The sequence below is a fragment of the Castellaniella sp. genome (assembly GCF_034007085.1).
GTDB lineage: Bacteria > Pseudomonadota > Gammaproteobacteria > Burkholderiales > Burkholderiaceae_B > Castellaniella.
Window position 1 is genome coordinate 22,001 of sequence record NZ_JAVERO010000006.1, and the last position, 20,233, is coordinate 42,233.

The 20,233-nt window shown below is 64.9% G+C and carries 18 protein-coding genes and 1 pseudogene; 3 read left to right on the plus strand and 16 right to left on the minus strand.

Features of this window, described 5'->3' with window-relative positions; translation table 11 throughout:
- Positions 1-10 precede the first annotated feature (10 nt).
- From mfd to RBR29_RS01370, 3 genes are all read left to right on the plus strand, one after another.
- Positions 11-3,490, plus strand: a complete 3,480-nt coding sequence (gene mfd / locus RBR29_RS01360; RefSeq protein WP_320346468.1) for a transcription-repair coupling factor — start codon at positions 11-13, stop codon at positions 3,488-3,490.
- A gap of 32 nt (positions 3,491-3,522) precedes the next feature.
- Positions 3,523-3,861 carry a DUF2442 domain-containing protein gene (locus RBR29_RS01365; protein WP_320346470.1) on the plus strand — a complete coding sequence of 113 codons (339 nt, stop codon included), beginning with the start codon at positions 3,523-3,525 and terminating at the stop codon, positions 3,859-3,861.
- A gap of 75 nt (positions 3,862-3,936) precedes the next feature.
- Positions 3,937-4,125, plus strand: coding sequence for an XRE family transcriptional regulator (locus RBR29_RS01370; protein ID WP_336623765.1), 189 nt, complete (start codon positions 3,937-3,939; stop codon positions 4,123-4,125).
- Here the strand turns inward: RBR29_RS01370 and serB are convergent.
- The 16 genes and pseudogenes from serB to RBR29_RS01450 form a co-directional block, all read right to left on the minus strand.
- Positions 4,122-4,973 carry a phosphoserine phosphatase SerB gene (gene serB / locus RBR29_RS01375; protein ID WP_320346472.1) on the minus strand — a complete coding sequence of 284 codons (852 nt, stop codon included), beginning with the start codon at positions 4,971-4,973 and terminating at the stop codon, positions 4,122-4,124. The genes RBR29_RS01370 and serB overlap by 4 nt on opposite strands.
- An 18-nt stretch (positions 4,974-4,991) precedes the next feature.
- Positions 4,992-5,189: pseudogene (locus RBR29_RS01380) on the minus strand (DUF2818 family protein); the annotation flags it as partial.
- 409 nt (positions 5,190-5,598) lie between these two features.
- A complete protein-coding gene (nuoN, locus tag RBR29_RS01385) occupies positions 5,599-7,083 on the minus strand; it encodes an NADH-quinone oxidoreductase subunit NuoN (RefSeq protein ID WP_320346474.1) in 1,485 nt (494 codons plus the stop codon).
- Positions 7,084-7,095: 12 nt separating this feature from the next.
- Positions 7,096-8,598: an NADH-quinone oxidoreductase subunit M gene (locus RBR29_RS01390; protein WP_320346502.1), complete on the minus strand. Its 1,503-nt coding sequence runs from the start codon at positions 8,596-8,598 to the stop codon at positions 7,096-7,098.
- Positions 8,595-10,652 (minus strand): NADH-quinone oxidoreductase subunit L, encoded by a 2,058-nt coding sequence (gene nuoL / locus RBR29_RS01395; RefSeq protein ID WP_320346476.1) that lies wholly within the window; start codon positions 10,650-10,652, stop codon positions 8,595-8,597. The genes RBR29_RS01390 and nuoL overlap by 4 nt, the downstream gene beginning before the upstream one ends.
- Positions 10,653-10,659: 7 nt before the next feature.
- Positions 10,660-10,968 (minus strand): NADH-quinone oxidoreductase subunit NuoK, encoded by a 309-nt coding sequence (nuoK, locus tag RBR29_RS01400; protein ID WP_320346478.1) that lies wholly within the window; start codon positions 10,966-10,968, stop codon positions 10,660-10,662.
- Positions 10,965-11,591, minus strand: coding sequence for an NADH-quinone oxidoreductase subunit J (locus RBR29_RS01405; protein ID WP_320346480.1), 627 nt, complete (start codon positions 11,589-11,591; stop codon positions 10,965-10,967). Before RBR29_RS01405 ends, nuoK begins: the two co-directional genes overlap by 4 nt.
- A 16-nt stretch (positions 11,592-11,607) precedes the next feature.
- Positions 11,608-12,096 (minus strand): NADH-quinone oxidoreductase subunit NuoI, encoded by a 489-nt coding sequence (gene nuoI / locus RBR29_RS01410; RefSeq protein ID WP_320346482.1) that lies wholly within the window; start codon positions 12,094-12,096, stop codon positions 11,608-11,610.
- Positions 12,097-12,106: 10 nt separating this feature from the next.
- Positions 12,107-13,180, minus strand: a complete 1,074-nt coding sequence (nuoH, locus tag RBR29_RS01415; RefSeq protein WP_320346484.1) for an NADH-quinone oxidoreductase subunit NuoH — start codon at positions 13,178-13,180, stop codon at positions 12,107-12,109.
- Positions 13,180-15,510: an NADH-quinone oxidoreductase subunit NuoG gene (nuoG, locus tag RBR29_RS01420; RefSeq protein ID WP_320346486.1), complete on the minus strand. Its 2,331-nt coding sequence runs from the start codon at positions 15,508-15,510 to the stop codon at positions 13,180-13,182. The genes nuoH and nuoG overlap by 1 nt, the downstream gene beginning before the upstream one ends.
- Before the next feature lie 14 nt (positions 15,511-15,524).
- Positions 15,525-16,892: an NADH-quinone oxidoreductase subunit NuoF gene (gene nuoF, locus RBR29_RS01425; protein ID WP_320346488.1), complete on the minus strand. Its 1,368-nt coding sequence runs from the start codon at positions 16,890-16,892 to the stop codon at positions 15,525-15,527.
- A complete protein-coding gene (nuoE, locus tag RBR29_RS01430; RefSeq protein ID WP_320346490.1) occupies positions 16,889-17,374 on the minus strand; it encodes an NADH-quinone oxidoreductase subunit NuoE in 486 nt (161 codons plus the stop codon). Before nuoE ends, nuoF begins: the two co-directional genes overlap by 4 nt.
- 28 nt (positions 17,375-17,402) lie before the next feature.
- Positions 17,403-18,656 carry an NADH-quinone oxidoreductase subunit D gene (locus RBR29_RS01435; RefSeq protein ID WP_320346492.1) on the minus strand — a complete coding sequence of 418 codons (1,254 nt, stop codon included), beginning with the start codon at positions 18,654-18,656 and terminating at the stop codon, positions 17,403-17,405.
- A gap of 1 nt (position 18,657) precedes the next feature.
- Positions 18,658-19,269 carry an NADH-quinone oxidoreductase subunit C gene (locus RBR29_RS01440; protein WP_320346494.1) on the minus strand — a complete coding sequence of 204 codons (612 nt, stop codon included), beginning with the start codon at positions 19,267-19,269 and terminating at the stop codon, positions 18,658-18,660.
- Between the two features lie 28 nt (positions 19,270-19,297).
- The gene (locus RBR29_RS01445) at positions 19,298-19,774 is read right to left on the minus strand and encodes an NADH-quinone oxidoreductase subunit B family protein (RefSeq protein ID WP_043680684.1); all 477 of its coding nucleotides are present in this window, start codon (positions 19,772-19,774) and stop codon (positions 19,298-19,300) included.
- 12 nt (positions 19,775-19,786) lie between these two features.
- Entirely contained in the window at positions 19,787-20,146 is a 360-nt protein-coding gene (locus RBR29_RS01450) for an NADH-quinone oxidoreductase subunit A (protein WP_320346498.1), read from the minus strand.
- Positions 20,147-20,233 lie beyond the last annotated feature (87 nt).

Genomic DNA, 20,233 nt, shown 5'->3' on the forward strand with positions numbered 1-20,233 from the left:
TGGAGCCCTCATGGATGCCTCACTGCCCCCCTTGTCCCTGCTTTTGCCCCTGCCCTCGATCGGCCCCACCCTGGCCGCCCTGCAACCTGGCCAACGCTACGCCCAGCCTCGCCCCCCTGGTTCCGGAGACGCCCTGCTGCTGACCGCCCTGGCCCGCCAGGCCCGGCAGCCCCTGGCTGCTTTCTGCGCCGATCCGCTGGCCGCCCGACGCCTGGCCGACGAGATCGCCCTGTTCGACCCGGATCTGCGGGTGCGCTTCCTGCCCGACTGGGAAACCCTGCCCTACGACAGTTTTTCCCCGCACCAGGACCTGATTTCCGAACGCCTGCGCACCCTGCACGCGCTGGGCCAGGGGACTGTAGACATCCTGGTGGTGCCGGTCACCACCGCGCTGGTCCGCCTGGCGCCCCCGTCCTTCCTGGCCGCCTACACCTTCCAGTTCCGCCAGGGCGACGCCCTGGACGAAGACCGCCTGCGCACCCAGCTGACCCTGGCCAACTACAGCCACGTCACCCAGGTCAGCGCGCCGGGCGAATTCTGCATCCGCGGCGGCCTGATCGACCTGTACCCCATGGGCTCGGCCCTGCCCTATCGCCTCGACCTGTTCGACCGCGAGATCGAATCCATCCGCAGTTTCGACAGCGACACCCAGCGCAGCCTGTATCCGGTGCGCGAAATCGAACTGTTGCCGGGCCGTGAATTCCCCATGGACGAAGCCGCGCGCAACCATTTCCGCGCACGCTTTCGCGAGGTCTTCGAAGGCGATCCGTCACGCGCCCTGCCCTACAAGGACATCGGCAATGGCATCGCCTTTGCCGGGATCGAATACTATCTGCCGCTGTTCTTTGAACAGACCGCCACCCTGTTCGACTACCTGCCGTCTGACACCCTCGCCGTGACCCTGGGCGATGTGCCGGCCGCCATCGAACGATTCTTTCAGGACGCGCGCAACCGCTGGCAATTCCTGAAGTCCGACCCGGAACGCCCGGTGCTGCCGCCCGATGCGCTGTTCCTGGACGACGAAGCCTTCCACGCACGGCTGCGCGGCCTGCCCCGCCTGGCGCTGGCCGACGAGGGCACGCACCCGGACTTCGTCGCCTGCCCGCCCGCTGCCGTCAACCGCCGCGCCGATGATCCGCTGGCCGACCTGCGCCGCCACCTGGACACGACACCGCTGCGCACGGTGCTGTGCGTGGATTCCGCCGGTCGGCGTGAAACCATCGCCGAACTGCTGGCCGACTACGGCCTGACGCCCGACGCCGTGTTCGATTCCTGGCAGGACTGCGTGCAAGGCGAAGCGCGATTCGCACTGACCGTCACCCCGCTGACGGGCGGCTTCCAGGCACCGCCCGCCGGGCTGGCGGTGCTGACGGAAAACGATCTCTACCCCGCCCAGGCCGGCCGCCCCCCGCGCGCGCGCCGCCGCCACGAACAAAGCAGCAACATCGACGCCATGGTGCGCGACCTGGCCGAACTGCATGTGGGCGATCCGGTCGTCCACGTCCAGCACGGCATTGGCCGCTACCGCGGCCTGGTCAACATGGACCTGGGCGAAGGCCCCATCGAACTGCTGCACCTGGAATACGCCCGCGACGCCACCCTGTACGTGCCGGTCTCGCAACTGCACCTGATCGCCCGCTACAGCGGCGCCGACCCGGACCAGGCGCCGCTGCACCCGCTGGGATCGGGCCAGTGGGAAAAAGCCCGCCGCAAGGCCGCGCGCCAGGCACGCGACACGGCTGCCGAACTGCTGGCCCTGTACGCCCGGCGCGCCGCGCGCGAAGGACTGCGGTTCAAATTCCCCGCACGCGACTACCAGGCCTTTGCCGAAGGCTTCGGTTTCGAGGAAACCCCGGACCAGGCCGCCGCCATCACGGCGGTGATCCAGGACATGACCTCTGGCCGCCCCATGGACCGCCTGGTCTGCGGCGACGTCGGCTTCGGCAAGACCGAGGTCGCCTTGCGTGCTGCTTTCCTGGCCGTCATGAACGCACGCCAGGTGGCGCTGCTGTGCCCCACCACCCTGCTGGCCGAACAGCACGCCCAGAACTTCGCCACCCGTTTCGCCGACTGGCCGGTGCGCATCGCCGAACTCTCGCGCTTTCGCACCGGCAAGGAAACGGCCCGGACCATCGAGGGCCTGGCGGATGGTTCCGTGGACATCGTCATCGGCACACACAAGCTGCTGTCCAAGGACGTGCGCTACAAACAGCTGGGCCTGGTCATCATCGACGAAGAACACCGTTTCGGCGTGCGCCAGAAAGAAGCCCTGAAGGCGCTGCGCGCCGAGGTCGATGTGCTGACCCTGACCGCCACACCGATCCCACGCACCCTGGGCATGTCCCTGGAAGGCATCCGCGATTTTTCCGTGATCGCCACTGCGCCGCAAAAGCGCCTGGCGATCAAGACCTTCGTGCGCCGCGAGGACGGCAGCACCATCCGCGAGGCCATCCTGCGCGAACTCAAGCGCGGCGGCCAGGTCTATTTCCTGCACAACGAGGTCGAGACCATCCACAACCGTCGCGCCCGCCTGGAAGAACTCGTCCCCGAAGCCCGCATCGCCGTCGCCCACGGGCAGATGGCCGAACGCGAACTGGAAGAAGTCATGAAAGGCTTCTACCAGCAGCGCAGCAACGTGTTGCTGTGCACCACCATCATCGAGACCGGCATCGACGTGCCCTCGGCCAACACCATCATCATCCACCGCGCCGACAAGCTCGGCCTGGCCCAGCTGCACCAGTTGCGCGGCCGGGTCGGCCGGTCCCATCACCAGGCCTACGCCTACCTGCTGACCCCGGGCGAAGACGCCATGACGGCCAATGCCAAGAAACGCCTGGAGGCCATCCAGTCGATGGAAGAACTGGGCGCCGGATTCTACCTGGCCATGCACGATCTGGAAATCCGCGGCAGCGGCGAAATCCTGGGCGAATCGCAATCGGGCAATATCCAGGAAATCGGCTACAGCCTGTACAACGAGATGCTGGCCTCTGCCGTGCGCGCCCTGAAATCCGGCGAAGAACCCGACCTGGAATCGCCTTTCGGCAACCAATGCGAGGTCAATCTGCACGCCCCCGCGCTGCTGCCCTCGGACTACTGCCCCGATGTGCAGGCACGCCTGGGCCTGTACAAGCGCCTGGCGCATGCCGCTGACGCCGACGCGCTCACCCTGCTGCAGGAAGAACTGATCGACCGCTACGGCAAGCTGCCCGAAGCCGGCCAGACCCTGCTGGCGCTGCACCGCCTGCGGCTGCTGGCCGAACCGCTGGGCGTGATCAAGATCGACGCCGGCGACACCCAGGCCGCAATCCAGTTTGCCGCCCAGCCCAACGTGGACCCGATCCGCATCATCGAACTGGTGCAGCAGGATCGCCAGATTCGCCTGAACGGCCCCGACCGCCTGAAGATCGCCTTCAGCGGCGCGGTGGACGTGCCGGGCCGGGTGCAGAAGCTAAGGGGTTTGCTGCAGAAGCTAGAAGGCGCGGCGGCTTAGGGCGCGTCCCGGACACCGGCTACGCCGAGGCTGTGCGTTACGATGCCGCCTTACGGCGGATCGTCATCACGCTGCGCCACGGCCTCGAGCTGGCCATCCCGGTTCATCTGCTGCAAGGGCTGGCGGACGCGCCGCCGGCCTCCCTGGACAGGATCGAAATCAGCCCGGAAGGCACTGGGCTGCACTGGCCGGATCTGGACGCGGATTTATATGTGCCCGCCCTGATCCAGGGGCTGTTCGGTACGCGCCGCTGGATGGCGAGCCTGCTCGGACAGGCGGGCGGGCGAGCTCGCTCCGAGGCCAAGACCCGGGCGGCGCGCCTCAATGGCCGCAAAGGCGGGCGACCACGCAAGCGGCCGGATGGCGGCTGAGATCACGCACCGCCCTCTCGAACACAAGCACATCGCCACCAGGCCTGTCGATCTGACGGGATAGAAACACCCATCATGATCCGCACGGCCCAGCGGCTGAAAGAACAAGGCTGGACGCAAGCAGAAGCAGCCCGCAAGCTCGGCATCACGCAGCCTCGTGTCTCCCGGTTGATCAAGGGGAAGGTCGAGGACTTCAGCCTGGACATGTTGCTGACGCTGGCGGCCCGTGCCGGCCTGCGCCCGGAACTGCGGCTGTCTGTCTAATGGCGCAACCGAAACCAGTTCAGCACCGCATCCAGCGGGCTGTGGTCCAGGGCGAAGCGCGCCTGGGCGCGCACCACGGGCTTGGCCCGGTAGGCCACTGAATAGAACGCCTGGGCCATCATCGGCAGGTCGTTGGAACCATCCCCCAGCACGATGATCTGCTCGGGCGTCGCCCCCACGGAGTCGGCCAGCGCGCGCACATGGCGTGCCTTGGCCGCGCCATCGACGATGTCGCCCAGCACCCGGCCCGTCAACACGCCGTCCACGACTTCCAGGACATTGGCATGGGCCTGGTCCAGCGCCAGTCCCCGGCGCAGGCGCTCGGTGAAAAAGGTGAACCCCCCGGACACCAGCATCGTCTTCAGGCCATGGGCCCGGGCGGTCTCGATCAGGCGCTCGGCGCCGGGATTCAGCCGCAGGCGTTCGGTGAACACCCGATCCAACGCGGTTTCCGGCACACCGCGCAGCAGGGCCACGCGGCGGCGCAGGCTTTCGGAAAAATCCTGGATCTCGCCGCGCATGGATGCCTCGGTGATTGCGGCGACTTCGGCCTTGCGGCCTACCGCGTCGGCGATCTCGTCGATGCACTCGATATTGATCAGGGTGGAATCCATGTCCATGGCCAGGACCCGGCAATCGCCCAGGCGATGCACGGTATCCAGCCAGGCCGCGTCCATGCGCACGGCCGCCGCCTGCGCCAGGGCCTCGCCCCGGCAATCCGGGTCCACGTCCAGCAGGCGCACGGCAGTGGGCCCCAGTTCCTGAACGCCGCCCGCGCAGGCCACGGCCGCCAGCCGTTCGATGTCCGCCGCCAACAGGCGCGGGGCCTGCAGGATGATATGTGCCATGTGGAAAGTCCTCGGGATTCAGCGCGGGTGGCGGCGCAGCATATAGCGCCAGACGAATCCCGGATACCCCAGCACCAGGAACAGGGATAGGGTCACGGCATAGAATTCCCAACGCTGGGCAAACGCATTGCCCAGGGTCCGTTCCAGGGCAAAGCCCAGGGTGCCGACCAGCACATAGCCGACCAGGACTTCCAGCAAGCGATCAAAAAAGGATTTGGCACGCCCGACCGCACGCGGTGCAGTGGCCCCTGAAGCCGCAGCGCCGGTCACCACCGCATCCGCAGCGACCGTACCCGATGCCGCCCGGCGCCAGCCCGGCAAGGCCAGCAGCACGCCGGCGATCAGCAGGCTGCCCAGCAGTTTCAGCAGCAACAGCACCGTCGCGGCGCCGCCCCCGGCAAACGACCCGCCCACCAGATTCAGCGTGCCCCAGGACCACAGGGCCAGCGCTGCCAGAAAGACCAGACCCAGACCCCAGCGCATCCAAATGGACGATGCGCCGGCCGTCCCCCAGGGCCAGGGGGCCAGCCGCCGTTCCAGCAGGAACGGCAGGTTGGCCATGACCAGCGCACCGAGGATGACGATCCAGACCGCTGCCGTCAGAGACATGGAGATGGCCGTCCGGTCAGAACGTCAGCGACTGGCGGATGACGTCCACGCACAAGGACATCAGCCCACCGGGCAGGATCCCCAGGCCGATCACCAACAGACCGTTGATGGACATCACGCCGCGCGTGGCCAGCGTGCCGGCACCCAACGTGATGTGGTCCTCGGGTTCGTCGAAATACGCCACCTTGACCACCCGCAGGTAGTAGAAAGCGCCAATCAGCGAGCACAGCACCGCGAACACGGCCAGCCAGATGTGGCCAGCGCCGACCACGGCCTGCAACACGACCAGTTTGGCATAGAAGCCCGACAGCGGCGGAATGCCCGCCAGCGAGAACATGGACAGCAGCAGCACGCCGGCCAGCAGCGGGTTGCGGCGGTTCAGGCCCTTGAGGTCAGAGATTTCCTCGCACTCGAAGCCCTGGCGCGACAGCAGCAGGATCAGGCCGAAGGTGGACAGCGTGGTCAGCACATAGATGACCACATAGAATAGCGACGACCCATAGGCGGCGGCGCTGGCGCCCACCTGGCCCTCGTAGACGCCGGACATCAGACCCAGGAACACAAACCCCATCTGGCCGATGGTCGAGTAGGCCAGCATACGCTTGAAGTTGGTCTGGGCGATGGCGACGATATTGCCGATGGCCAGCGACAGCACGGCCAGGATCAGCAGCATCGGCTGCCAGTCCACCGCGACACCGTGCAGGGCCTCGATCAGCAAGCGCAGCGTGATCACGAAAGCGGCGAATTTCGGGGCAGAACCCACCAGCAGCGTGACCGTGGTCGGCGCGCCCTGGTAGACGTCGGGCGTCCACATGTGAAACGGCGCTGCGGTCATCTTGAAGGCCAGGCCCGAGACGATGAACACCACGCCAAACACCAGCGGCAGGCGATCGGCGCCGCCTTCGCGGATGACCTGGGCGATCTCGGCCAAGCCCAGTTGGCCCGTGGCGCCGTAGATCATGGACATGCCGTACAGCAGGACGCCCGAGGCCAGGCAGCCCAGCACGTAGTATTTCATCGCGGCCTCGGTGGCGGCCAGGTGATCGCGGCGCAGCGCCACCAGGCCGTACAGGGCAAAGGACATCAGTTCCACGCCCAGGTACACCGTCAGCATGCTGCCGGCCGAGATCATCACGAACACGCCCAGCAGGGTCAGCAGCGCCAGGGAATACAGTTCACCGCCACGCGCCACCATGTCGCGTTTTTCGGCATAGGCACGGCCGTAGATCAGCGTCACGCCGACGGCGATGACCGACAGGATCTTCAGGAAATGCCCCAGGGAATCCGCCACGTACAGGCCGCTGAAGGTCCGGCCCTGCGTGGCCTCGCCCCACTGCCCCCAGGACACCAGGACGGCGACCAGCAGCGTGCCCATGGTCAGCATGAAGGTCATGCGCCGTGTGGGTTCGTTGCCGAACGCGTCGATCAGCAGCACGGCCCCGGTCAGCACCAGCAGAACGATCTCGGGAGTCGCCAGCGCGAAGTCGAAAAGATTTTGCATAGTGGTTCAGGCCTACAGTTTCGAGATGGACACGTGCTGCAGCAGGGCTTGCACCGAAGGATGCATCAGGTCCGTGAAGGGCTTGGGATAGATGCCCATGAACAGCGTCAGGATGGCCAGCAGGCCCAGGATCAGGAATTCGCGGCTGCACAGGTCGGACATGCCGTCCACCTGTTCATTGGCCACGGGCCCGAAGGCCACGCGCTTGACCATCCACAGCGAATAGCCCGCGCCCCAGATCAGCGCCGAAGCGGTCAGCAGACCGATCCAGAAATCGTACTGCACCGCGCCCAGGATCACCGTGAATTCGCCGATGAAGCCGCTGGTACCCGGCAGGCCCGCGTTGGCCATGGAAAACAGCACGAAGAAAGTGACGAAGCGCGGCATGCGGTGCACCACCCCGCCATAGGCGTCGATGCGGCGCGTGTGCAGGCGATCGTACATGACGCCGATGCACATGAACATGGCGCCCGACACAAAGCCGTGCGAGATCATCTGCACGATGGCGCCTTCCAGGCCGGTGACGTTGAACAGGAAAAAACCCAGGGTCACGAAGCCCATGTGCGCCACCGAGGAATACGCCACGAGTTTTTTCATGTCGTCCTGGACGATGGCCACCAGGCCGATGTAGATCACCGCGATCAGCGACAGCGCGATCATCAGGCCGGCCAGGCTGTGCGAGGCATCCGGCGCGATCGGCAGCGAGAACCGCAGGAACCCATAGGCCCCCAGCTTGAGCATGATGGCCGCCAGCACGATGGAACCGCCCGTGGGCGCCTCGACGTGGGCATCCGGCAGCCAGGTATGCACCGGCCACATCGGCACCTTGACCGCAAAGGCCGCCAGCAGCGCCACGAAGATGAAGATCTGCTCGGTGTAGCCCAGGGGCAGCGCGTGCCAGGTGGCGATATCGAACGAACCGCCTGCCGCATGCCACAGATAGATGAAGGCGATCAGGGTCAGCAGCGAACCCAGCAGCGTGTAGAGGAAGAACTTGAAAGCGGCATACACGCGGTTCGGGCCGCCCCAGGCGCCGATGATGATGTACATCGGGATCAGGGTGGCCTCGAAGAACACGTAGAACAGCATGCCGTCCAGGGCGCAGAACACCCCGATCATCAGGCCCGACAGGATCAGGAACGCGGCCATGTACTGGGCCACGCGCGACTTGATGATTTCCCAGCCGGCCAGCACCACGATGATGGTGATGAAGGCCGTCAGCAGCACGAACCATACCGAGATGCCGTCGATCCCCAGGTGGTAATTGAGGTTGAAGGCCTCGATCCAGGGCGTTTTTTCGACGAACTGCATGTCGGCTGTATCGGGGTTGAAGCCGGTGTACAGGGGAATGGTCACCAGCAGCCCGGCGATGGAGCCGACCAGCGACAGCACCCGGGCCGGTCCCGGATTGTCGTCCCGGCCGATCAGCAGCACCAGCAGCCCGAAGAAGATCGGGACGAAGATCGAGAGGGTCAGCCAGGGGAGTGTAGTGGACGCCATTTCGCTAGCCATCAGTGAACCATCAAGACGAAGAAAGTGAGAAACACCATGATGCCGATGATCATGGCGAAGGCGTAGTGATAGATGTAGCCGGACTGCAGCAGGCGGCCTGCGGCGGCGGCCGCCCCCACCAGGCGCGCGCTGCCGTTGATGATCAGGCCATCGATCAGGCCACGGTCGCCGCCCTGCCACAGGCCGCGCCCCAGGGCACGGACGAAGCGGGCGATGACGTGCTCGTTGAACCAGTCAAAGTAGTAATTGTTGTTCAGCAAGCGATAGACCGGCGCCAGGCTGCGCGCGATGGCGGCCGGCACCGACGGATTGATCAGCCAGCAGTACCAGGCGACCACGAAACCGGCCAGCAGCAGCAGGAACGGCACCGAGGTGAAGCCGTGCAGCGCAAAGGCCACCCAGCCGTGCCATTCATGGGCCAGTTCGGCCATGGCCGGATGGTACGAGGCAATCGTGATGGCCTGGCCGAAATAGCCGTCGAACAGCAGCGGGTCGATGAACCAGACCCCGGCCACCACCGACATCACCGCCAGCAGCACCAGCGGCAGCGTCACCACCCAGGGCGATTCCTTGGGCAGGCCGCCGCCATGGTGATCTTCGTGGTCATGCGCGCCCTGGGCGTCGTGGCCCTGCACCGCCAGGGTGTGGCCTTCGTCATGATGGACGTGGGCCGGACCATGCACGGTATCGAAGCGTTCCTTGCCGTGGAAGACCAGGAAATACAGGCGGAAGGAATACAGCGAGGTCACGAACACGCCGCACAGCGTTGCGTAGTAGGCAAAATTCGCGCCCCAGACATTGGCCGCGCCAGCGGCCTCGATGATGTGTTCCTTGGAATAGAAGCCCGAGAAGAACGGCGTGCCCACCAGGGCCAGCGTGCCGATCAGCATGGTGATCCAGGTGATCGGCATGTATTTGCGCAGGCCGCCCATATGGCGCATGTCCTGGTCGTGGTGCATGCCCAGGATCACCGAGCCCGCGCCCAGGAACAGCAGCGCCTTGAAGAAGGCGTGCGTCATCAGGTGGAAGATCGCCACCGGGTAGGCCGACGCGCCCAGCGCCACGGTCATGTAGCCCAGCTGCGACAGCGTGGAATACGCCACCACGCGCTTGATGTCGTTCTGCACCACCCCGAGGATGCCCAGGAACAGCGCACCGAAGGCGCCGATCACGATGATGAACGACAGCGCCGTGGGCGACATTTCGAAGATGGGCGAAAAACGGGCCACCATGAAGATCCCGGCCGTCACCATGGTGGCGGCGTGGATCAGGGCGGAAATCGGCGTCGGGCCTTCCATGGAGTCGGGCAGCCAGACGTGCAGCGGGGCCTGGGCGGATTTGCCCATGGCGCCGACGAACAGCGCCAGGCAGGCCACGGTCAGCAGGTGCCATTCGGTGCCCGGGAACAACAGGTCGGACAGGCGATCGACCTGGGCGAAGACTTCGGCGTAGTTCAGGCTGCCGGTGTAGGCATACAGCAGGCCGATGCCCAACACGAAGCCGAAATCCCCCACGCGGTTCACCATGAATGCCTTCAGGTTGGCGAACACCGCCGACGGCCGGCCGTAGTAGAAACCGATCAGCAGGTAGGACACCAGGCCGACGGCTTCCCAGCCGAAGAACAGCTGCAGCATGTTGTTCGACATCACCAGCATCAGCATGGAGAAGGTGAACAGCGAAATGTACGAAAAGAAACGCTGGTAGCCCGGATCGTCGGACATGTAGCCGATGGTGTAGATGTGCACCATCAGCGACACCGAAGTCACCACCACCATCATCAGCGCCGTCAACGAGTCGATCAGGAAGCCGATCTCGAATTTGACCGAACCGATCATGGACCAGGTGTAGACCGTGCCTTCGAAGGTCTGGCCGTCCAGCACCTGCTGCAGCACCAGCAGCGAACCGACAAAGGACACCGCCACCCCCAGGATGGTCAGCAGGTGCGAACCGCGGCGGCCCAGCCACGAGCCGAGAAAACCCGTGCCGAAGAAACCGGCCACCACGGCCGTGGCCAGCGGCGCCAGGGCAATCAGGAGATACAGATTCTGTGCAGACATGGCGTGACTACCCCTTCAGCTGGTCGAGTTTGTCGACGTTGATGGTGCTGAGATTGCGGAACAGCAGCACCAGGATCGCCAGCCCGATCGCGGCTTCGGCTGCAGCCACGGTCAGCACGAAGAACACGAAGATCTGCCCGGCCGGATTGCCCGAGCCGATGGAAAAGGCGACGAAATTCATGTTGGCTGCGAGCAGGATCAGTTCGATCGACATCAGCAGCACGATCAGGTTGCGGCGGTTCAGGAAAAAACCGAACACGCCCATGGCGAACAGGATCGCTCCGACGATCAGGTAATGGCTCAGGCCCAGGGTCATTTTTCGGCTCCTTCGGATTGCGCGGCCGGCGTTTCGACCTGCGCGGGCATGCTCACCAGGCGCACCCGGTCGGCGGCGCGCACGCGCACCTGCTTGCTGGGATGGGTGCGCTTGAAGTCGGCACGCTTGCGCATGGTCAGGGCGATGGCGCAGATCATGCCCACCAGCAGCACCACCCCACCGATCTCGACGGCATAGGCATACTGGGTGTACATCGCCGTGCCCAGGGCCAGGGTATTGTCGAAATCGTCGGCGGGCACCGGCAGCGCGGGGGCGTCACCCCAGGCGCGCCACACCACGAAGGCCATTTCCAGCACCATGATCCCGCCGATCGTCAGGCCCAGCGGCAGGTAGACCTTGAGGCCCTGTTTCAGGCCCTCGGTGCGCATGTCGAGCATCATGACGACGAACAGGAACAGCACCATCACGGCACCGACGTAGACGATCAGCAGCACCAGGGACAGGAATTCTGCCTGGATCAGCATCCACATCATGGATGCCGTGAAGAAGGTCAGGATCAGGTGCAGCACCCCGGTCACGGGACTGGTGGCCGTGATGACGCGAAACGCCGCCACGACCAGCACGATGGCCAGCAGATAGAACAGAACGGTATCGAAACTCATGGTCGGGTTCCCGGCATCAACGGTAGGGCGCGTCGGCGGCGCGACGGGCTGCGATTTCCGATTCGTAGCGATCACCCACGGCCAGCAGCATGTCCTTGGTGTAGTACAGGTCGCCGCGTTTTTCGCCGTGGTATTCGTGCAGGTGCGTTTCCACGATGGCGTCCGTGGGACAGGCTTCTTCGCAGAAGCCGCAGAAAATGCACTTGGCCAGATCGATGTCATAGCGCGTAGTGCGGCGCGTGCCGTCTTCGCGCTGGTGCGATTCGATGCTGATGGCCAGGGCCGGGCACACGGCTTCGCACAGTTTGCAGGCGATGCAGCGTTCTTCGCCGTTGGCGTAGCGGCGCTGCGCATGCAGGCCGCGAAACCGTGGCGAAGCCGGCGTCTTTTCCTGCGGATAGTGCAGCGTGATCTTGCGCCTGAAGAAATATTTGCCCGTCAGGCGCATGCCTTCGAGCATTTCCTTCAGCATCAGGCTGCCAAAGAAATCCTTGATCGCTTCCATCTCGTACCCCTTACTGCCAGATGTTCCAGGGCGTCTGCATCCAGATCGCCACCACCACCAGCCAGATCCCCGTCAGGGGAATGAAGACCTTCCAGCCCAGGCGCATGATCTGGTCATAGCGGTAGCGCGGGAACGTCGCGCGAAACCAGATGAACATGGACACCACGACGAAGGTCTTGATCCCCAGCCACAGCCAGCCCGGCACCCAGGTGAAGGGCGCGAAATCCAGCGGCGCGGCCCAGCCGCCCAGGAACATGATCGAGGCCATCGCCGACAGCAGAATCATGTTGGCGTATTCGCCCAGGAAGAACAGCGCGAAACCCATGCCGGAATATTCCACCATGTGGCCGGCGACGATTTCCGATTCGCCTTCGACCACGTCGAAGGGGTGGCGGTTGGTTTCGGCCACCGAGGACACGACGTAGATCACGAACAGCGGCAGCAGCGGCAGCCAGTTCCAGGACAGGAAATTCAGGCCCATGCCGGCGAAATAGCCGACGCCCTGGCCTTCGACGATGCCCGACAGGTTCAGCGTGCCCGAGACCAGCAGCACCGTGACCATCACGAAGCCGATGCCCAGTTCGTAGGACAGCATCTGCGCCGAAGCGCGCAGCGCGCCCAGCAAGGCATATTTGGAATTCGAGGCCCAGCCGGCCATGATCACGCCGTAGACTTCGACCGACGTGATGGCCAGGATGAACAGCAGCCCGGCGTTGATGTCGGCCAGGACGACTTCGGGCTGGAACGGGATCACCGCCCAGGCCGCCAGCGCCGGCATCAACGTGACCACCGGGGCCAGGATGTAGAGCACGCGGTTGGCCTTGGACGGCACGATGAGTTCTTTGGTCAGCAGCTTGAACACGTCGGCAAACGGTTGCAGCAGACCGCGATAACCCACCCGGGTGGGGCCCAGGCGCACGTGCATGGCGCCGATCATCTTACGTTCCCAGTACGTCAGGTAGGCCACGCACAGGATGATGGGCACGGCGATGACGACGATTTTCACCAGCGTCCAGACCACCAGCCAGGGGGTCTCGCCGATCAGGCCGGCACCAAAGGCGTTGAGAGTGTTCAACCAGTCCATTAGCAACGCTCCACCTGGATTGCGCCCGAGCCCATGCCCAAGGCGGCAGTCTGTTCAAAGGCCCCGGCAATGCGCACGGCCCCGTCGGCCACCGTGTCGTCCAGGGCGGCTTGCAGTTCGACCGAACCATGGGCCGTGGACACGCGCACTGCGTCCCCGTCCGACAGCCCTTGCGCTTGCAGGGTGGCGGCGTTCATCGCCGCACGCGGCGGCGCAGAACTGATGTGTTCCTGCAGCGGCTGCGAACGGCGCACCAGCGCATCGGTGCGATAGATGGGCAGTTCGGCCACGCGTTCCAGGCCGGCGCCCGGCGCGGTCGCCGCCGGCGCCAGGCGGATCTCGTTGGACAGGCGGCCATCCAGCCCGCCGACCATCACCGTATCGCGCACCGATTCGGAGGTCTCGTCGTCGAAGCCTTGCAGATCCATCAGATTGCCCAGCACGCGCAGGACTTTCCAGGCCGGGCGGGTATCGCCCACCGGGGCGGCCACGCCCTTGAAGCTCTGTACCCGGCCTTCGGCGTTGACGAAGGTGCCGGACGTTTCAGTGAAGGGCGCGATCGGCAGCATCACGTCGGCCCAGTCCTCGGCTGCCGAGCGGAAGGCCGTGAACGCCACCGCCATGGCCGAACCCTGCAGCGCGCGCACGGCGCGTTCGCCCAGTTCGCTGTCCAGGCGCGGTTCGGCATGCAGCACCAGGTAGGCCTTGAGCGGTTCGCCGCCCAGCATGCGGCGGGCATCCAGGCCGCCATCGGCTGGCACGGCGCCCGCCAGATAGCCGCCCACGGTATTGCCGCCCGGGGTCAGGAAGCCAAAGCGCCCGCCCGCCAGTTGGGCGATGCACTGGGCGTTGGCGGCCAGTTGCGCCGCCTGGTCATCGGCCAGGGCCAGATTGCCCATCAGCACCGCCACCTGTTCGCCCGAGGCCAGGCTGGCGGCAATGGCGCGGGCCGGTTCGCCCGCCTGCACGCCGGCCAGTCCTTCGGGGACCGGCTGGGATTTGAGTTCGGCCAGGGCCACGGCGATTTCGGCCAGGGCCTGGACCAGGGCCGACGGCTTGACCGTCAGGCGGCCGGTGACCGGCACCAGGGGATCGGCGGCCACGCTGTCCACCAGGGACAGCTGCAGGCCGCGCTTGGCCGCCTGGCGCAGGCGCTGCGCCATCAGCGGATGATCCTTGCGCAGGATCGAGCCCACCACCAGCGCGCGATCCAGCGTGTCCAGGTCGGCAATCGGCATGCCCAGCCAGGGCACGCCCGCACGCACCGCATCCAAGGCTGCGCCATCGCCGCGCAGGCGGAAGTCGATGTTGTCCGAGCCCAGGGCGCGGGTCAGGCGCGCCAGCAGGGCGAGTTCTTCGAGAGTGGCGGTCTCGGTGGCCAGCGCGCCGATCTGGGCGCCGCCGCCGTCTTCGCGCACCTGTTTCAGGCCGGTGACCACCGACTGCAGGGCATCGGACCAGGAAGATTCGTGCCACTGGCCGTCGCAACCGCGCACCATCGGGTGCTGCAGGCGGTCTTCGGTATACAGGCCGGCGTAGGAAAACCGGTCGCGGTCGCTGATCCAGCATTCGTTGACCGGCTCGTTTTCGAATGGCACCACGCGCAGGACGCGGTCCATCTTGGTCTGCACCACCAGGTTGGCGCCCACGCTGTCGTGCGGGCTGACCGACCGGCGCCGGGCCAGTTCCCAGGTGCGGGCATTCATGCTGAACGGTTTGGACAGCAGCGCGCCCACCGGGCAGACGTCGATCATGTTGCCGGACAGTTCGGATTCCACGGCCTCGCCCACAAACGTGGTGATTTCGGAGAATTCGCCCCGGTTGAGCATGCCGATTTCCATGTAGCCGCTGATTTCCTGGCCCACGCGCACGCAGCGGGTGCAGTGGATGCAGCGCTGCATCTGTTCGGCCGAGATCAGCGGCCCCATGGATTTGTGGAACACGACCCGCTTGGGTTCTTTGTAGCGCGAAGCCGATTCACCATAGCCCACGGCCAGGTCCTGCAACTGGCATTCGCCGCCCTGGTCGCAGACCGGGCAGTCCAGCGGGTGATTGATCAGCAGGAATTCCATGACCGCGCGCTGGGCCTCGATGGCCTTGGGCGAACGGGTGTGCACCACCATGCCGTTGGTGACCGGCGTGGCACAGGCCGGCAACGCCTTGGGCGCCTTTTCGACCTCGACCAGGCACATGCGGCAATTGGCTGCGATGCTGAGTTTTTTGTGATAGCAGAAATGGGGGATGTACAGGCCCGCCTCGTGGGCAGCCTGGATGACCATGCTGCCTTCTGCGGCTTCGACCTTCAGCCCGTCGATGGTGAGTTCTACCATGGCGTGTCCTGACCCTACAGATACTTGGCGACCACGCAGGCCTTGTGGTCCACGTGGTGCACGAATTCGTCGCGGAAATGCTTGATGAAGCTGCGCACGGGCATGGCGGCCGCGTCGGCCAGGGCACAGATCGTGCGCCCCATCATGTTGTGCGCCACGGAATCCAGGGTTTCGATGTCTTCCATCGTGCCCTGGCCGTTTTCCAGGCGGTACATCATGCGATACAGCCAGCCGGTGCCCTCGCGGCAGGGCGTGCACTGGCCGCAGGATTCCTCGAAGTAGAAATACGACAGGCGCATGAGCGATTTCACCATGCAGCGGGTCTCGTCCATGACGATGACCGCGCCCGAACCCAGCATGGAGCCGGCCTTGGCGATGGAGTCATAGTCCATATTGGTCTGCATCATGATGTCGGCCGGCAGCACCGGGGCCGAAGAACCCCCGGGAATCACGGCTTTGAGCTTGCGCCCGCCGCGCACCCCGCCCGCCAGTTCGAGCAGCGTGGCAAACGGCGTGCCCAGGGGGATTTCGTAGTTGCCGGGTCGTTCGACGTCGCCGGAAACCGAGAAGATCTTGGTGCCGCCGGCTTTTTCGACCCCCAGGTCCGCGTAGGCCTGGGCGCCTGCGCGGATCACCCAGGGCACGGCGGCAAAGGTTTCCGTGTTGTTGATCGTGGTCGGCTTACCGTACAGGCCGAAACTGGCCGGGAACGGCGGCTTGAAGCGCGGCTGGCCCTTTTTGCCTTCCAGGGATTCCAGCAGCGCGGTTTCTTCGCCGCAGATATAGGCGCCAAAGCCGTGGTGCGAATGCAGCTGGAAGCTGAACCCCGAACCCAGGATATTGTCGCCCAGGAAACCGGCCTCGCGGGCTTCGGCAAGGGCCTGTTCGAAACGCTGGTGGACCTGGAAGATTTCGCCGTGGATGTAGTTGTAGCCCACCGACGCGCCCATCGCGAAACCGCCGATGATCATGCCTTCGATCACGGCGTGCGGGTTGTAGCGCAGGATGTCGCGGTCCTTGAAGGTGCCCGGTTCGCCTTCGTCGGAATTGCAGACGACGTATTTCTGGCCGGGCATGTTGCGCGGCATGAAGGACCATTTCAGGCCCGTCGGGAAACCGGCGCCGCCCCGGCCACGCAGGTTCGATGCCTTGAGTTCGGCGATCACGTCGTCGGGCGTCATGCCCGACAGGACTTTTTTCAGGGCCTCGTAGCCGCCGCGCGCCATGTAGTCGCGAATGCCCCAGTTGTGCCCGTCCAGATCGGCCAGGATCTGCGGCTGGATGTGGCGGCCATGGAAAATCATGCTGCGGGCGGGATCGCCGCCCAGGTCGGGCGCGAGTGCGTCCGTGGCAAATTTCTGCAATACGTCCAGAGCGCTCATGCGGATTCCTTCAGTTCACCGATCAGGGCGTCGATTTTTTCCGGCTGCATGCGGCAGCACATGTACGTGCCGTTGGCCAGCATCACGGGCGCATCGCCACAGGCCCCCATGCATTCGCCCTCGACCAGGGTGAACAGGCCGTCCGGGGTGGTTTCGTGAAAATCGATGCCCAGCGTGCGCTTGAGGTGTTCGGCCGCCTGGGTGCCGCCCTGGAGCGCACAGGGCAGGTTGGTGCAGATGGACAGCGTGTAGCGGCCCACCGGCTTGGTGTTGTACATGTTGTAGAAAGTGGCGACTTCCTGGACGGCGACCGGCGGCATGCCCAGGTAGGCGGCCACGTCGCGGATCACGTCCGGCGACACCCAGCCCTGTTCGCCCTGGGCGATCGTCAGCGCCGCCATCACGGCGGACTGTTTCTGGTCCGCCGGGTATTTGGCGATTTCCCGGTCGATTTCCCGGTAGGCTTGTTCGGAAAGCAGCATAATCAGATTCCCTGTGATGTCCGCACGGCTAGCGATCGATCTCGCCGAAGACGATGTCCTGGGTCCCGATGATGGTGACCACATCGGAAATCATGTGGCCCTTGGACATTTCTTCCAGTGAGTGCAGGTGGGCGAAGCCCGGCGCGCGGATTTTCATGCGATAGGGCTTGTTGGCCCCATCGGAGACCAGATAGATGCCGAATTCGCCCTTGGGGTGTTCGACCGCCGCGTAGGTCTCGCCTTCGGGGACGTGCATGCCCTCGGTGAACAGCTTGAAGTGGTGGATCAGGTCTTCCATGCCGGTCTTCATGCGTTCGCGCTTGGGCGGGGCGACCTTGTGGTTGCCGGTGATGACTGGGCCGGGGTTGTTGCGCAGCCATTCGACGCACTGGCGGATGATGCGATTGGATTCGCGCAATTCCGCGATGCGGCACAGGTAGCGGTCGTAGCAGTCGCCGTTCTTGCCCACGGGGATGTCGAATTCCAGGCGGTCGTAGACTTCGTAGGGCTGGTGCTTGCGCAGGTCCCATTCGATGCCGGAACCGCGCAGCATGGGGCCGGTGAACCCCAGCGCTAGCGCGCGTTCGGGCGACACCACGCCGACGTCCACCAGGCGCTGTTTCCAGATGCGGTTATCGGTCAGCAGGACCTCGTATTCGTCCACACAGGTCGGAAAACGGTTGGTGAAGTCCTCGATGAAGTCCAGCAGCGAACCCGAACGCGCTTCGTTCATGGCGCGCAGTTCTTTGGCGGACCGGTATTTGGAGCCCTGGTACTGCGGCATGGTGTCGGGCAGGTCGCGGTACACCCCGCCCGGGCGGTAGTAGGCCGCATGCATGCGCGCGCCCGAGACCGCCTCGTAGCAGTCCATCAGGTCTTCGCGTTCGCGGAAGGCGTACAGGAACACCGCCATGGCGCCCACGTCCAGCGCGTGCGAACCCAGCGACATCAGGTGGTTCAGGATGCGCGTGATTTCATCGAACATGACGCGGATGTACTGCGCGCGCAGCGGGATTTCGATGCCCAGCAGCTTTTCGACGGCCATGCAGTAGGCATGCTCATTGGACATCATGGACACGTAGTCCAGGCGGTCCATGTAGGGCAGCGTCTGCAGGAACGTGCGGTTTTCCGCCAGTTTTTCGGTGGCGCGATGCAGCAGGCCGATATGCGGGTCGGCGCGCTGGACGACTTCGCCGTCCAGTTCGAGCACCAGGCGCAACACCCCGTGCGCGGCCGGGTGCTGGGGGCCGAAGTTCAGGTTGTAGTTCTGGATTTCTGCCATGTCAGTACCGTTCAATGCCGTAGTGGTCTTGGCGCACGACGCGCGGCGTGATTTCGCGCGGCTCGATCGAGACGGGCTGGTAGACGACGCGCTTTTGTTCGGGGTCGTAGCGCATTTCCACGTGCCCGGAAATCGGGAAGTCCTTGCGGAAGGGGTGGCCGATGAAGCCATAGTCCGTCAGGATGCGGCGCAGGTCGGGGTGGCCTTCGAAGACGATGCCGTACAGGTCGAAGGCCTCGCGTTCGTACCAGTTGACCACCGGCCAGATGTCCACCAGCGAGGCGATCATCGGGAACGCGTCATCCGGCGTGTAGGCCCGGACCCGCAGGCGCCAGTTGTGCGTCACCGACAGCAGGTGGATCACCACGGCAAAGCGCTGGGGATGCGCATCGCCGGCGTCGTAGGTGGGGGCTTTCCAGGCGGAATAATCGACCCCGCACAGATCGATGCAGGTCTCGAAACGCAGGCTGGCGTGGTCGCGCAGCACGCGGCAGGTTTCCACCCAGGCGTCGGCAGGCACCCGCAGGGTGAGTTCGCCGCGATCTTCGGTCAGGTCGGCCGAGGCCCCCAGGACCGCGCGCAGGTTCGTGTCTAAAGTCTGTAGCCGTGTCATAGCGTGTGTTTCAGCGGTTGGACGGCGCCTAGCGGGCGATGGTGTTGGTCAGGCGGATCTTGTTCTGCATCTGCAGCAGGCCGTAGACCAGGGCTTCGGCCGTGGGCGGGCAGCCCGGCACGTAGACGTCCACCGGCACGATGCGGTCACAGCCACGCACCACGGAATAGGAATAGTGGTAATAGCCGCCGCCGTTGGCACAGGACCCCATGGACACCACCCAGCGGGGTTCGGGCATCTGGTCGTAGACCTTGCGCAGGGCCGGGGCCATCTTGTTGCACAGCGTGCCGGCCACGATCATCAGGTCGGACTGGCGCGGGCTGGGACGGAAAATGATGCCGAACTGGTCCAGGTCGTAGCGCGCCGCGCCGGCGTGCATCATTTCGACCGCACAACAGGCCAGGCCAAACGTCATGGGCCACAGCGAACCCGTCTTGGCCCAGTTGAGGAACTTGTCCGCGCTGGTGGTGATGAAGCCTTTGTCCATGACACCTTCGATAGCCATGATGAACCCCCTTTATTCCCAGTCCAGCGCGCCGCGCCGCCATTCGTAGATGAAGCCGACCGTCAGCACGCCCAGGAAGATGGCGACCGTCCAGAAACCGACCATGCCCACCACGCCATTGGCCATGGCCCAGGGGAACAGGAAGGCGATTTCCAGGTCGAACATGATGAACAGGATGGCCACCAGGTAGTAGCGCACGTCGAACTGCATGCGCGAATCACCGAAGGCCTCGAACCCGCATTCGTAGGGTGAGAGCTTTTCGGGATCCGGCACGTTGCGGCCCAGCAGGCGGCCCGCGCCCAGCAGGGCCGCGCCGATCAGCGTGGCGACGATGATGAAAAGCAGCACGGGAAAATACTGTGCCAGATTCATGAGTGGCCCCTGTCAAAGAAGATCAAACTATGGGATTGTAGCATTTCGACAAGCCCGATTGCCGGGAAAACCCGGGGTGGAAACATA

Excerpts from the sequence above, each read along its gene's own strand:
- mfd (WP_320346468.1), top strand. The coding sequence starts at position 11 with ATGGATGCCTCACTGCCCCCCTTGTCCCTGCTTTTGCCCCTGCCCTCG.
- RBR29_RS01370 (WP_336623765.1), top strand. The coding sequence starts at position 3,937 with ATGATCCGCACGGCCCAGCGGCTGAAAGAACAAGGCTGGACGCAAGCA.
- serB (WP_320346472.1), bottom strand. The coding sequence starts at position 4,973 with ATGGCACATATCATCCTGCAGGCCCCGCGCCTGTTGGCGGCGGACATC.
- nuoN (WP_320346474.1), bottom strand. The coding sequence starts at position 7,083 with ATGCAAAATCTTTTCGACTTCGCGCTGGCGACTCCCGAGATCGTTCTG.
- nuoL (WP_320346476.1), bottom strand. The coding sequence starts at position 10,652 with ATGTCTGCACAGAATCTGTATCTCCTGATTGCCCTGGCGCCGCTGGCC.
- nuoK (WP_320346478.1), bottom strand. The coding sequence starts at position 10,968 with ATGACCCTGGGCCTGAGCCATTACCTGATCGTCGGAGCGATCCTGTTC.
- RBR29_RS01405 (WP_320346480.1), bottom strand. The coding sequence starts at position 11,591 with ATGAGTTTCGATACCGTTCTGTTCTATCTGCTGGCCATCGTGCTGGTC.
- nuoI (WP_320346482.1), bottom strand. The coding sequence starts at position 12,096 with ATGGAAGCGATCAAGGATTTCTTTGGCAGCCTGATGCTGAAGGAAATG.
- nuoH (WP_320346484.1), bottom strand. The coding sequence starts at position 13,180 with ATGGACTGGTTGAACACTCTCAACGCCTTTGGTGCCGGCCTGATCGGC.
- nuoG (WP_320346486.1), bottom strand. The coding sequence starts at position 15,510 with ATGGTAGAACTCACCATCGACGGGCTGAAGGTCGAAGCCGCAGAAGGC.
- nuoF (WP_320346488.1), bottom strand. The coding sequence starts at position 16,892 with ATGAGCGCTCTGGACGTATTGCAGAAATTTGCCACGGACGCACTCGCG.
- nuoE (WP_320346490.1), bottom strand. The coding sequence starts at position 17,374 with ATGCTGCTTTCCGAACAAGCCTACCGGGAAATCGACCGGGAAATCGCC.
- RBR29_RS01435 (WP_320346492.1), bottom strand. The coding sequence starts at position 18,656 with ATGGCAGAAATCCAGAACTACAACCTGAACTTCGGCCCCCAGCACCCG.
- RBR29_RS01440 (WP_320346494.1), bottom strand. The coding sequence starts at position 19,269 with ATGACACGGCTACAGACTTTAGACACGAACCTGCGCGCGGTCCTGGGG.
- RBR29_RS01445 (WP_043680684.1), bottom strand. The coding sequence starts at position 19,774 with ATGGCTATCGAAGGTGTCATGGACAAAGGCTTCATCACCACCAGCGCG.
- RBR29_RS01450 (WP_320346498.1), bottom strand. The coding sequence starts at position 20,146 with ATGAATCTGGCACAGTATTTTCCCGTGCTGCTTTTCATCATCGTCGCC.